Origin of the sequence: Microbispora corallina (assembly GCF_016863035.1) — a bacterium.
Lineage (GTDB): Bacteria > Actinomycetota > Actinomycetes > Streptosporangiales > Streptosporangiaceae > Microbispora > Microbispora corallina.
Map to the genome: position 1 here is coordinate 1 of NZ_BOOC01000062.1, position 12,132 is coordinate 12,132.

The 12,132-nt window shown below is 69.9% G+C and carries 13 protein-coding genes; 7 read left to right on the plus strand and 6 right to left on the minus strand.

Annotation, left to right across the window (positions count from 1 at the left end; genetic code table 11):
- The coding region (locus Mco01_RS37155) for a glycoside hydrolase family 11 protein (RefSeq protein WP_204061511.1) at positions 1 to 343 on the minus strand (343 nt) is incomplete at its 3' end.
- Between the two features lie 397 nt (positions 344 to 740).
- On the opposite strand from Mco01_RS37155, the gene Mco01_RS37160 reads away from it, so the two are divergent.
- Both Mco01_RS37160 and Mco01_RS37165 read left to right on the plus strand, forming a co-directional pair.
- A complete protein-coding gene (locus Mco01_RS37160) occupies positions 741 to 1,436 on the plus strand; it encodes an alternative oxidase (protein WP_204061512.1) in 696 nt (231 codons plus the stop codon).
- A 128-nt stretch (positions 1,437 to 1,564) separates the two neighbouring features.
- The gene (locus Mco01_RS37165) at positions 1,565 to 3,991 is read left to right on the plus strand and encodes an ExeM/NucH family extracellular endonuclease (protein ID WP_204061513.1); all 2,427 of its coding nucleotides are present in this window, start codon (positions 1,565 to 1,567) and stop codon (positions 3,989 to 3,991) included.
- 82 nt (positions 3,992 to 4,073) lie between these two features.
- Here the strand turns inward: Mco01_RS37165 and Mco01_RS37170 are convergent, their stop codons facing one another.
- Together Mco01_RS37170 and Mco01_RS37175 are read right to left on the minus strand one after the other, a co-directional pair.
- A complete protein-coding gene (locus tag Mco01_RS37170; RefSeq protein ID WP_204061514.1) occupies positions 4,074 to 5,288 on the minus strand; it encodes an RNA polymerase sigma factor in 1,215 nt (404 codons plus the stop codon).
- The gene (locus Mco01_RS37175) at positions 5,285 to 5,623 is read right to left on the minus strand and encodes a YciI family protein (RefSeq protein WP_239104206.1); all 339 of its coding nucleotides are present in this window, start codon (positions 5,621 to 5,623) and stop codon (positions 5,285 to 5,287) included. Before Mco01_RS37175 ends, Mco01_RS37170 begins: the two co-directional genes overlap by 4 nt.
- A 189-nt stretch (positions 5,624 to 5,812) precedes the next feature.
- On the opposite strand from Mco01_RS37175, the gene sigJ reads away from it, so the two are divergent.
- Both sigJ and Mco01_RS37185 read left to right on the plus strand, forming a co-directional pair.
- Positions 5,813 to 6,757 (plus strand): RNA polymerase sigma factor SigJ, encoded by a 945-nt coding sequence (sigJ, locus tag Mco01_RS37180; RefSeq protein ID WP_204061515.1) that lies wholly within the window; start codon positions 5,813 to 5,815, stop codon positions 6,755 to 6,757.
- 93 nt (positions 6,758 to 6,850) lie between these two features.
- Positions 6,851 to 8,047, plus strand: coding sequence for an NAD(P)/FAD-dependent oxidoreductase (locus Mco01_RS37185; RefSeq protein ID WP_204061516.1), 1,197 nt, complete (start codon positions 6,851 to 6,853; stop codon positions 8,045 to 8,047).
- A 127-nt stretch (positions 8,048 to 8,174) separates the two neighbouring features.
- On the opposite strand, the gene Mco01_RS37190 is transcribed toward Mco01_RS37185, so the two are convergent.
- Both Mco01_RS37190 and Mco01_RS37195 read right to left on the minus strand, forming a co-directional pair.
- Positions 8,175 to 8,528 carry a VOC family protein gene (locus tag Mco01_RS37190; protein ID WP_204061517.1) on the minus strand — a complete coding sequence of 118 codons (354 nt, stop codon included), beginning with the start codon at positions 8,526 to 8,528 and terminating at the stop codon, positions 8,175 to 8,177.
- A gap of 163 nt (positions 8,529 to 8,691) precedes the next feature.
- On the minus strand, positions 8,692 to 9,045 hold the full coding sequence (locus Mco01_RS37195; protein ID WP_204061518.1) for a nuclear transport factor 2 family protein: 354 nt from the start codon (positions 9,043 to 9,045) through the stop codon (positions 8,692 to 8,694).
- Between the two features lie 297 nt (positions 9,046 to 9,342).
- Here Mco01_RS37195 and Mco01_RS37200 point away from each other — a divergent pair, with 297 nt between their 5' ends.
- Positions 9,343 to 9,906, plus strand: coding sequence for a helix-turn-helix domain-containing protein (locus Mco01_RS37200; RefSeq protein WP_204061519.1), 564 nt, complete (start codon positions 9,343 to 9,345; stop codon positions 9,904 to 9,906).
- Positions 9,893 to 10,780, plus strand: coding sequence for an SRPBCC family protein (locus Mco01_RS37205; RefSeq protein WP_204061520.1), 888 nt, complete (start codon positions 9,893 to 9,895; stop codon positions 10,778 to 10,780). The genes Mco01_RS37200 and Mco01_RS37205 overlap by 14 nt, the downstream gene beginning before the upstream one ends.
- A 100-nt stretch (positions 10,781 to 10,880) precedes the next feature.
- On the opposite strand, the gene Mco01_RS37210 is transcribed toward Mco01_RS37205, so the two are convergent.
- Positions 10,881 to 11,438 (minus strand): hypothetical protein, encoded by a 558-nt coding sequence (locus tag Mco01_RS37210; protein ID WP_204061521.1) that lies wholly within the window; start codon positions 11,436 to 11,438, stop codon positions 10,881 to 10,883.
- 119 nt (positions 11,439 to 11,557) lie between these two features.
- Here Mco01_RS37210 and Mco01_RS37215 point away from each other — a divergent pair, with 119 nt between their 5' ends.
- Positions 11,558 to 12,121 (plus strand): TetR/AcrR family transcriptional regulator, encoded by a 564-nt coding sequence (locus tag Mco01_RS37215; RefSeq protein WP_239104207.1) that lies wholly within the window; start codon positions 11,558 to 11,560, stop codon positions 12,119 to 12,121.
- Positions 12,122 to 12,132: the final 11 nt, after the last annotated feature.

The following is a 12,132-nucleotide window of genomic DNA, read 5'->3' on the forward strand; positions in this document are numbered from 1 at the left end:
GATAGGCGTTGCCGGACGGGCTGAAGGAACCCGAGTAGCTCACGGCCCGGCGACCGCCGGTGCTCCAGCCCTTGCCGGCCACGAAGTTGTTCGTGTTGCGCCAGGAGGTGCTGTAGGAGCCGCCCGAGGCGAGGTTCATCGACACCGTGCCCTGGCTGTCGGTCCAGAACGAGAAGAAGTACCCGTTGTTGGTGCCGGTCTGGTTCGTGGTGACCGTCGTGTCCGCGTGGGCCGTGCCCGGCAGGACCGTCATGGCCATGGCCAGCGCCACGGCGCAGGCGCGGGCGAACAGCCCGGCACGGCCGCGCCCGCGGCCTCTCGGGCGGACGGGAACGTCGTACATCTGCGTGCTACCTCCCGGTGAGGGCGGACCCGGGGGGCGCTACGGGACCCCGGGGAGCTGCGGACGCAGACAGTGTTCGACCGGCTCCGATAGTTGTCAACGAATCCCGAAATATATCGGAACAGACCTCTCCACTGATAGGGAAATCAGCCCTGGTAATCGGACCTGACTAGCCGATCAACAGCCGAATGTCTCGATGAAAATTTCGGGACCCGTGGCCGACCGTCGCGCGAACGCCGCCGATGACCGTGGGGACGTCCCGTCCTCCCGGCGGCGTACGCCGGCGCGTCCCCGTACGGCCGAAAGAGCCACAGCCGATCCCTCCCGCGGCTGACGACCGCCGGCACCCCGGTCGACCACCATCGGGTCATCGACGACACGACCGAGGAGTTCCGAGATGACCATCACCGTCGACCACCGCCCCGAGGCCCCGGCCGGCCCGCCCAAGCTCGACAGCACGCGGCTGCGGATCGCGCAGCAGGAGACGCTGGACACCCCGCGCATGGCCTACAGCCTTCTCGCCAGGATGATGTTCACGCCGGTCGACCTGCTGTACGGCAGGCAGGGCTCGTTCACCAAGTTCGCCATGCTGGAGATCATCGCCCGCGTGCCGTACCAGGCGTGGGAGCGGATGGGCTACTGGGCGGTGCACCGCCACGCGGGCAGTTCCGCGCTCGCGAAGCGGATGTTCGAGCGCATCGTGGAGGCGAGGTCCGACCAGGACAACGAGCAGTGGCACCTGCTGATCATGCAGGACCTGATCCAGCGCCACGGCATCCGGCAGAACTGGCTGCTGCACAAGGTCGCCCCGTGGTTCATCTCGTTCTTCTACTACCACGTCTCCTGGGTGCTGTTCCTGGTCAGGCCGGAGTGGAGCTACCGGCTCAACGCCGAGTTCGAGGACCACGCCGAGCACGAGTACATGACCTTCGTCGCGGACAACCCGGACCTGGAGTTCACGCCCGACCCCGGCACCTACGCCGCCGAGTACGGCCGCTTCCGCTCGGTCGCCGACCTTCTCCGGCAGATCGGCCACGACGAGCGCGTGCACAAGCTCGGCAGCCTGGAGAACCTCGAGAACCCGCGCCCGTGACCCGCAATGTCGGATCGTTCCAACTCGCCGGGGCTGATATTGACAGACATTGTCGATTGTTACGCGTTCACCCTCCAGAAACCGTATAGATGGAATGTGCCGATAGCTGCCGTTTTACTCTCGGGGCCATGCGTGCACTCCCCCGGGCACTAGCGATCCTCCTGAGCGCCGGCGTCAGCGTCGGCTCGATCGCCGCCCTCCCCTCCGCTCCCGCCGCGGCGTCGCCGGGAACCGTCGTGATCAGCCAGGTCTACGGAGGGGGTGGAAACTCCGGCGCCCCCCTGACCAACGACTACGTCGAGCTGTTCAACCGCAGCGGCGCCTCCGTCTCGCTGAGCGGCTGGTCGCTGCAGTACACCAGCGCCACCGGTACGGGGAACTTCTCCGCGAACAAGACCGACCTCAGCGGGACCCTCGCCCCCGGCCAGTACCACCTGGTCCAGCTCGCCGCGGGCACCACCCCGAGCGGCTCGCTGCCCGCGTCCGACGACACCGGCACGATCAACATGAGCGGGACGGCGGGCAAGATCGCACTGGTACGCTCCACGAGCGGCCTCGCCTGCAACGGCTCCACGACCGCCTGCACCGACGACCAGCTCGCGCTCGTCGCGGACCTGGTCGGCTACGGCACGGCGAACTACTTCGAGGGCGCCCCCGCCCCCGCGCTCACCAACGCCACGGCCGCCATCCGCAGGAACGGCGGCTGCGCCGACACCGACGACAACGGCGCCGACTTCGAGACGGCTGCTCCGGCCCCGCGCAACAGCGCCACCGCGGCGGCGCCCTGCGACGACGTCCAGCCCTCCCCGTCGCCGTCGCCCACCCCGAGCGAGAGCCCCAGCCCCACGCCGTCGCCCAGCCCCAGCGAGAGCCCCAGCCCCTCCCCGTCCCCCTCGCCGAGCCCCAGCCCGAGCCCGACGCCCGCCCCCACCTGCGACACCCCGGTCACGTACCAGATCGCGCAGGTGCAGGGCGCCGGCGACGACAGCCCCGTCGCGGGTGAGGACGTACGGGTCGAGGGCGTCGTCACCGGCACCTTCCAGGGGACCGGTCAGCTCGGCGGCTTCTACATCCAGGACCCCACGCCGGACAAGGACCCGGCGACCTCCGACGGCCTGTTCGTGTACTCCTCCTCGCCCGTGAAGACCGGCGACCGCGTGCTCGTCTCCGGTAAGGCGACCGAGTACAACGGCCTGACGGAGATCTCGCCGACCACCGCCGTGAACGTGTGCGGCACCGGCACGATCAAGCCGACCGAGGTGAAGCTGCCGCTGAAGCAGGGCGTCACCTTCGAGCGGTACGAGAACACGCTCGTCACCTTCACCGAGGGGATGACCGCGTCGGAGATCTACAACCTTGGCCGGTACGGCGAGATCACCCTCGCGGAGGGCGGCCGCCTGTGGCAGCCCACCGACCGCAAGGGCGTGAACACCGACAAGGACGCGCGGCGCTCCATCCTGCTCGACGACGGTTCCAACGCGCAGAACCCGGCGACGCTGCCGTACCACACCGAGGGGTCCGCGAGCGTCCGGATCGGCGACGAGGTGAAGCACCTGACCGGCGTGCTCACCTACGGCTTCAGCCTCTACCGCGTCGAGCCGACCCAGCCGGTCGTGTTCACGCCGGAGAACCCGCGTCCGGCCAAGCCGGCGAAGGTCGGCGGCGACGTCCGCGTGGCCAGCCTCAACACGCTGAACTGGTTCACCACGCTCGGCTCGCGCGGCGCGAACACGGCGACCGAGCGCGACCGCCAGCTCGCCAAGCTGGTCGCCAACATCCTCGGCCTCGACCCCGACGTGGCCGGGCTGATGGAGATCGAGCGCAACAACGACGTGGCGCTGAACGCCCTGGTCGACGCGCTCAACGCCAAGGCCGGCGCGGGCACGTACAAGGCGATCACCCACCCCAACCCGGGCACCGACGCCATCCAGACCGCGCTGATCTACAAGCCGGCCAAGGTCACCCCGATCGGCGGGCCGCAGTCCTCCACCGACCCGATCTTCAACCGTCCGCCGCTGGTGCAGGCCTTCCGTAAGGCCAACGGCAAGGGCGAGACCTTCACCGTGCTGGTCAACCACTTCAAGTCCAAGGGCTGCACGGACACCGACGGCCCCGCCACCGGCCCCGACGCCGACCAGGGCGACGGCCAGAGCTGCTACAACGCCAAGCGGGTCAAGCAGGCCAACGCGCTGCTCGGTCTGATCGACAGCCTCAAGCTGCAGAACCTGCTCGTCATCGGCGACCTCAACGCCTACGGCGAGGAGGACCCGGTCCACGTCCTCGAGGACGCCGGGCTGACCAGCCTGAGCAAGAAGTACGTCTCGAAGGACGACCGCTACAGCTACGTGTTCGACGGCCTGTCCGGCGAGCTCGACCACGCCCTGGCCGACAAGAAGCTGGGCAAGCTGGTGACCGGCGCCACCATCTGGCACATCAACTCCGACGAGGGCCGGTTCATGGACTACAACACCGAGTTCAACCCGCCCTACCTGTACGCGCCCGACCCGTACCGTTCCTCCGACCACGATCCGCTGCTGATCGGGCTGGACCTCTGACGGACGACCGCGTCACGTGAGAGCCGCGGGCCACGGCGGGACACCCCGCCGTGGCCCGTTCGCCTTCCCGCCGCCGGACGAGTCACCTCCAGCTCAGCCGCTCGTACAAAAGGGCCTGCTGGGCCGGGTTGGCGGTCAGGGTCAGCGCCCGCTCGTCGCACTCCCGCGCCTGGTCCGTGTCGCCGAGCTCGCGCAGCAACTCGGCGCGGGTGGCGTGGTAGAGCGGGTAGCGGGCCAGCGGCCGCTCCAGGCCGGTGAGCTCCGCCAGCGCCGCGGCCGGCCCCTTCGCGTAGCGCAGCGCGACGGCGCGGTGCAGCCGGGTGACCGGCGACGGCGCCAGGTGCAGGAGCATGTCGTACAACACGAGGATCTGCGCCCAGTCCGTGTGCTCGAAGCTGCCCGCCTCGGCGTGGCAGGCCACGATCGCGGCCTGCAGTTGGTACGGCCCCGGCCGGCGATGGGCCCGGGCCGTCCGCATCAGCAGTGCGCTCGCCTCGGCGATCGCGGCGTGATCCCACAGCCCGCGGTCCTGGTCGGCCAGCAGGACCAGGCGCCCGCGGGAGTCGAAGCGTGCCGCGCCCCGCGCCCGGTGCAGCCGGATGAGCGCCAGCAGGCCGGCCACCTCCGGCTCGTTCGGCATGAGATCCGCCAGGAGCGCGGCCAGCCACTCGGCGTCGTCCACCAGGTCGCGCGCCTGTGCGCGATCGGCGGTGCTGGACAGGTAGCCCTCATTGAACAGCAGGTAGAGGACCGCCAGGACACCCTGCAGCCGCTCGGGCAGGTCCTCCGGGTCCGGGATCCGGTAGGGGATGCCGGCCTCGGTGATCTTACGTTTGGCCCGGGTCAGCCGTCCGGCGACCGTCGCCTCCGGCACGACGAACGCCGCCGCGATCTGTGCGGTGCTCAGCCCGCAGACCACGCGCAGCGTCAGCGCGATCCGCGCCGCCGGCGAAAGGGCCGGGTGGCAGCAGGTGAACAGCAACCGCAGCCGGTCGTCGTCGCGGGCAGGCTGCGGCCACTGCAATTGAGCGAGCTTGGCGCGGTAGTTCGACTCCCGCCGGAGCACGTCGAGCCCGCGCCGCCGGGCGACCGTGAACAGCCAGGCGTCCGGCCGTTCGGGCACGCCCTCGGCCGGCCAGCGGCGCAACGCGATCTCCACGGCGTCCTGCACCAGATCCTCGGCCGCGGAGAAGTCGCCCAGCAGCGACACCAGACAGGCCGCCAGCCGGCCCGCGTGCTCGCGCACCACACGGGCCAGCACCTCCTCGCTCGCGCGGCCGTGATCCGGGCCGCTCATGAGACGGGACGGATCTCCACCACCGGGCACGCCGGCCACGACCTGGCCATCCGCAGCGCCTCGTCCAGGTCCGCCACGTCCACCTCCGCGAAGCCGCTGACCACTTCCTTGCCCTCCACGAACGGCCCGTCGGTGACGACCGGCTCGCCGGTGCCGAGACGTACGGTGGTCGCGGTGTGCACCGGAGCCAGATGAACGTGATGGGTGATCCTGTCGGAGTTGTCGGCGAACCAGCGGAGCACGGCCTCGTAGGCGGCCTCGCGCTCCAGCTCGCCCATCGCCTCCAACTGCTTGGCGAACTCCTCGGTCTCCACGAACATCATGACGTACTTCACGTGGCCTCTTCCTCTCGGTTGAGCTGCTCGGCCGACGCTCCCTGACGACCGGCCTCAATCAGGAAGACGGTCGGCGGGAGGCCCCACACGACACCGGGCCGGGCAATTCCGGAGCCTCCGCCGTACCGACCATGCTCCGCCCCCTGAGGCCGCACGGCGTGCCGGCGCCGCGCGGGCTAGGGTCGGGTCATGCGCCTGACCGCCGACGACGTCGACCGGTTCGAGGCCTCCAGGCCGCGCCTGGAGGCCATCGCCTACCGCCTTCTCGGCTCCGCCGGGGAGGCCGAGGACGCCGTGCAGGAGACGTTCCTGCGCTGGCAGGCCGCCGACATCGACCACGTCGAGGTCCCCGAGGCGTGGCTGACGAAGGTCCTCACGAACCTGTGCCTCAACCAGCTCACCTCCGCACGGGTGCGCCGCGAGACCTACGTGGGCCAGTGGCTTCCCGAGCCGCTGCTCGCCGGGGACCCGATGCTCGGCCCGGCCGACACCGCCGAGCAGCGCGAGTCGGTCTCGTACGCGGTCCTCACCCTCATGGAGCGCCTGTCCCCCGGCGAGCGGGCGGTGTACGTGCTGCGGGAGGCCTTCGACTACCCGCACCGGGAGATCGCCGAGATCCTCGACATCACCGAGGCCGCCAGCCAGCAGCTCCTCCACCGGGCGAAGAAGCACATCGCGGACGGCAAGGCCCGCACCGAGATCGACGAGGCCGCCGCCCGGCGGATCGTCGAGGAGTTCCTCGCGGCCGCCGCCAGCGGCCGGATCGAGCCGCTCGTGCGCCTGCTCACCGGCGACGCCATCTCGATCGGCGACGGCGGAGGGAAGGTCCCGGCCCGCGCCAAGGCGTTCGAGGGCGCCGTCGCGGTCGCGAAGTTCCTGCGTGGCCTGTTCAAACCCGGCGAGGCCAAGCGCGCCCTGGCCGGCGGCTCGCCCGAGATCTACGCCTGGACCGCCAACGGCGACCCGGCCGTGGTGGCCGTCGTGGACGGCCGGGTCGTCGGCATCATGTGCCTCCAGGTGACCGCCGAGGGCATAGCCGCGGTTCGCAACCAGGTCAACCCCGACAAGCTCGAACGCGCGACCGCGCAATGGGCGGCCGCCGACCACGGGGAGCCGCTGGCCACCGCCTTCTAGCGACTGTGTGAGGTGCTTCACATCGCGTTCCTGTCAGGAAACGACGGGCCGCCCGGTTCAAGGGGCACAACCGCGCGAGACAGGAGCAAGCAGATGCAGCACCGCATCGTCGTCCTCGGAGCCGGGTACTCCGGAGCCATCGCCGCCGGCCGGCTCGCCAAGCGGCTCCGCCGCGAGGACGTCGCCATCACCCTCGTCAACGCCGAGCCCGACTTCGTCGAACGCGTCCGCATGCACCAGCTGGCGACCGGCCAGGACCTCAAGCCCCGGCCGTTCAGCGAGATGTTCGCGGGCACCGGCGTCGAGCTGAGGGTCTCGAAGGTCACCGGCGTCGACGTCGACCGCAAGACCGTCGCCGTCAGCGACGCGAACGGCCCCGGAGAGCTCGCCTACGACACGCTCGTCTACGCTCTCGGCAGCCGCTGGAACGACCAGGGCGTCCCGGGGGCCGCCGAGCACGCCTACGAGCTCGCCGGCCGCGCCGGAGCACTCCGGCTGCGCGAGCGCCTGGCCCGCCTCGACGCCGGGCAGACCGTGGTCGTCGTCGGTGGCGGCCTCACCGGCCTGGAGGCCGCGACCGAGATCGCCGAGGCCCGCCCCGACCTCGCCGTCTCCGTCGTCGCCCGCGGCGGCCTCGGCGACTGGCTTTCGCCCAAGGGCCGCGCGCACCTGCGGAAGGTCGTCGGCAAGCTCGGGATCACCGCGCACGAGCACGCCGCCGTCACCTCGGTCGAAGCCGGCCGCGTCGTCACCGCCGACGGCACGGCCATCCCGGCCGCTGTCACCGTGTGGACCACCGGCTTCGCCGTCCACCCGATCGCGAAGGCGACCTCCCTGGAGGTCACCGGCACCGGCCAGATCGTGGTCGACCGGACCATGCGCTCGGTCTCCCACCCCGACGTGTACGCCGTCGGCGACGCGGCCATGGCGATGGGCCCCGGGGACAAGCCGCTGCGCATGTCGTGCGCCTCGGGGACTCCGGCCGCCTGGCAGGCCGCCGACGCGATCGCGGCGCGCCTCACCGGCGGGAAGCTGCCGAACGTGCCGGTCCGCTACTTCAACCAGTGCATCTCGCTGGGCCGCAAGGAGGGCCTGATCCAGTACGTCACGGCGGACGACCGGCCCGTTCGGGCGGTCCTGACGGGACGGGTCGCCGCCGTCTACAAGGAGCTGATCTGCAAGGGCGCCGCCTGGAGCGTCGCCAACCCGATGCTCGGACTGCCGACCCGGCGCCGCCCCGTCACGCCTGAGCGCGCCACGGCGGGCCCGGCCGTCGAGGCCGCGGCGTAGAGAAGGGCGTCGTGGCAGGCGCCCACCCGGGTTCCGGAGACCTGGATCCGATGCCCCACGAGCTTGCGAGGCGTGATCGCGCGCGGCGGCGAGCTCGTGGGCGGGTCCGGGTGCGCTCGTGGGACTGTCAGCTGGGCTGCCACAGCTCGATTCGATTGCCCTCGGGATCGGTGACCCAGCCGAACCGGCCGACGCCCTCCATGTCCTGGGTCTCCTCGGCCACGTCCGCTCCCTTGGCGCGCAACTGCGCGAGCATCGCCTCCAGGTCGCGGACACGGAAGTTGAGCATCGTCTGCTGCGCGCGGGACCCGAAGTACTCGGTCTCGGACTCGAACGTCGCGAACACCGTCACCCCGGCTTCCTGACGCCACAGACCGTTCTCGTCGGCGTCCAGGCCCAGGCAATCGCGATACCAGGCGCCCAGGGTCACCGGGTCGGCGGCCCGCAGGAAATATCCGCCGACTCCAAGCACACGCTCCATGCGGACATCTTGCCAGGACCGCGAACACCCCGTTTCGCATTCCGTCCTGATTGCAGGGAAATCGTCAGCAAGAGGTGGACGGCTGACGGCCGCTATCGCGGATGCGCACCACCCTTGATCATATTGACGCCGAACCAGCCCCAATACACCCGGTGGCTCTGAATCAGGCCATCCCGGATCTCCATGACCTCCACGATGTCCATCTGCTCGCGGCAGGCGTGTCACGAGGGTACTCCCAGGTCAACCGCGTTCCGTCGGAGAAGAAGCCGGTGCGGAATCGGCGGCGTTGCGGTGCGTGGTGGGCGAAGACTCGTTCGACGAACTGACGCAGCGCGACGCGACCCCGTATGACGCCCTCGTCGACTCCGAGCAGATAACAGACCAGAGGGCTCTCCAGAGTGGCATCCGCGTGATACAGCGCCATGGCCGCGTCGAGGTCTTCGGCTCCCAACGCCTCATCCCAGGCGTGAAAGATGTGCTGAATCACATCCGGCGAATTGTCGTGCTGATTCGACATCTGCGGCTCCTCCAATCGATGCGCCGATACGCACGAACGCAGACAACGCTACGGCCGATAAGTTTCGACAGGCAGCGAAGTGTCCCCCGTCCACAACAGGGCAACGGGCGCCTGACGAGATCTCTCCGACTGCCATGGCCGGGGAGACCGCGCGCCGAGCGGCCGCGGCACCGGACCGCGGACGGCACCCAGGCGGAGCGCCGGCGGGAGGCGCCGTCTGGACCATGATCCGCCCCGGCATCGGCTTCCACCGGCCTATTGACAAAAATCTTTTTTACGTAAAAGCTGATTTTCGTCATGAGAGACGTCGTCTACCTCGATCACATCGAGCAGGCCGAGGCCCTGCTCAAGCCGCAGCGGATCGACGTGCTGCGGCAGCTCGCCGAGCCCCGGTCCTGCACCGAGGTGGCGGTCGAGCTCGACCAGACCCCCCAGCGGGTCTACTACCACGTGAAGCGCCTGCTGGAGGCCGGACTGGTCCGCCAGGTGGCCGAGCGCCGCGTGCGCGGGATCAACGAGGGGATCTACCAGGCGGCCGGCCGGTCCTACTGGCTGTCCCCGAGCCTGGTGGGCCGGATCGGGCTGCGCCAGACCCGCGACCGGCTCAGCCTGGGTTACCTGGTCGACCTGATGGAGGACGTGCAGGCGGACATCGCCGCGCTCGACCTCACCCGCCCCGATCTGCCGTCGATCGGCATGTCGGGAGAAATCCGCGTGCGCCCGGAGCAGCGCAAGGCGTTCCTGGACGAGTTGCAGCAGACGCTCCAGGACCTGTTCACCCGCTACGGCGGCGCCGAAGGCGACGCGTTCCGCATGGCCGTCGCCTGCTATCCGAAGGGAGATCCCGATGACCGAACCTGACCTGCGCCTGCGCGCGGTCGTTCCGGCCCCGCTGAAGGTCACGTACGAGGCGCTGACCGACCCGGCCGCGCTGCGCGTCTGGCTGGCCGAGCACGCCGAAGTCGACCTGCCCCGCACGTACGCGTTCTGGGGCCGCTTCACGCCGGACGGCGCCGAGCCGCACCAGCGCGTGCTGCACGTGGACGAGCACACCATCCGGTTCGCCTGGACCGTCGAGGGCGTCGAGTCCACGGTGCAGATCGAGCTGGCCGAGGACGAAGACGGCACGCTGGTGACGCTGAGCCAGAGCGACCTGCCGAGTTTCGCGGAGGTGCTGGCCGACATGGCCGGTGCCCGTGGCGCGCTGCAGACGTTCTGGTCGCTGGCGATCGCCAATCTGGCCGACTATCTGGCCGGCCGTGAGCTGACGCCCAAGTGCGACTTCACCTCGAACGAGCTGCGTGCGTCCATGGTGATCGACGCGACACCGGACGAGGTGTTCGACTCGATGACCCAGCCGGATCAGTTCCACAAGTGGTTCGGCGCCAACGTCGACATCGAGCCCTATGTGGGCGGCCGCTTCGCCATGGGTGGGTTCGATGTGGACCCCAGCGGGGCCAGGTTCGTCGAGTTCGAGCCGGGCCGCAAGGCGACCCTGCGGTTCGCCGACGGCATGACCGACAGCTGGGAGCTGGAAGGCTCGGACGGCAAGACCCGGCTCACCGTGGTGCAGAGCGGGTTCGACCCCGCCAATCCGCCGTACCCGGGCTGGACCGGCTGGCTGGGCGGCCTCTCCGCGCTGCGGCGCTACCACGAACTCCCGCAGGGGCGCTCGATCTGGCGCTCGATCGAGATCGCCGGGGTCCCCGAGGGCATGTTCAGCATCGACCAGTGAGATGAGTGGCCCCGGAACGCGTTCCGGGGCCACTCATCGACAACAGCCCCGCCTCGAGTGAGGGGACTCGTGGTCAGCGACTGACGGTTTCGGCGGCGGTTCAGGTGCTCGTCGCGGTCCGGTGCAGACGCAGGGCGGAGATGAGGAAGAAGACGCCGCCGACGGTCGCGTAGCCGGCGAGGCTCGTCAGTGATGCGGCCGGCGTACCGGCCTGGAGGATGAACGCCGTCCCGGCGATCGTGGAGAGCCCCCCGCTGAGGATCATCGCCCATTGGCCGCCGAGCCTGCGGCGGCTGACGGCCACGATGAGCTGCACGATTCCGGCGGTGATCGCCCAAGCGCCCCAGACGCGCAGCACCGCGGGCACCCCCGAGGTGGCCGTAGCGGCCAGGCCGATGGCGGTGAGCAGGCTGAGGGCCGCGTTGACGTACAGGGCTGCGGCGGGGCGCGCGGTTTTCGAGGTGCGCAGATCGACGATGGCCGCGGCGACGTCGAACAACGGGTAGATCACGAGCAGTGCCGTGCCCAGTGGGCCGGACGCCGGCCCGGTCAGGAACAGCAGGACCGCCCAGATGAGGGCGAATCCGAATCGCACCACGTAGAGGTTCCTCAAGGCCACGGCAGTGCGGGTGGCGTTCATGTCGGTGACGGTGGTCATCGTCCCTCTTTCGGCAGGAGAAGCAGGTAGAATGACTAGTAACTCTACCGCGCTGACAGTAGCCGGGCGGTGAGGTCCGTCGCAAGGGGCGAAGAGGAGGGACGCGTATGATCTCGGGCATGAACAGCCCCATGCGTGAGCGCCTCCTTGAGGCGGCTTCCGAGCTGTTCTACGCACACGGGCTACGGGCGGTGAGCGTCGACAAGGTCATCGACCTCGCCGGCACGACGAAGGTGACGTTCTACCGGCACTTCAAGAGCAAGGACGATCTTGTCGTCGCGTACCTCGAACGCCGCGCCGCACTCGAGCGGGACGGCATCGGCGAGGCGATCAAGCAGGGCGACGGCGATGTCGACGCCACCCTCCGGGTGATCTCCGAGGCGATCGGGATCATCGCCTGCGCGCCCGGCTTCCGCGGCTGTCCCTTCATCAACGCCGCCGCCGAATACCCCGACCCGGACAGTCCGATCCGCAAGGCCGTCGACGCGCACCGCCGCTGGAACAAGACGACGTTCGAACAGCTCGTCGCCCCGCTCGGCATCACGAATTCCGGAGATGTCGCCGACGACCTGATGCTGATCCGCGACGGCGCCATGGTGGCCGGATACCTCGACCAGCCGGCGACCGTCGCCGCCTCGTTCCTCCGCAGCAGCCAGGCCGTCATCGGGCACAGTCTTCGCTAACGCTTTGAATA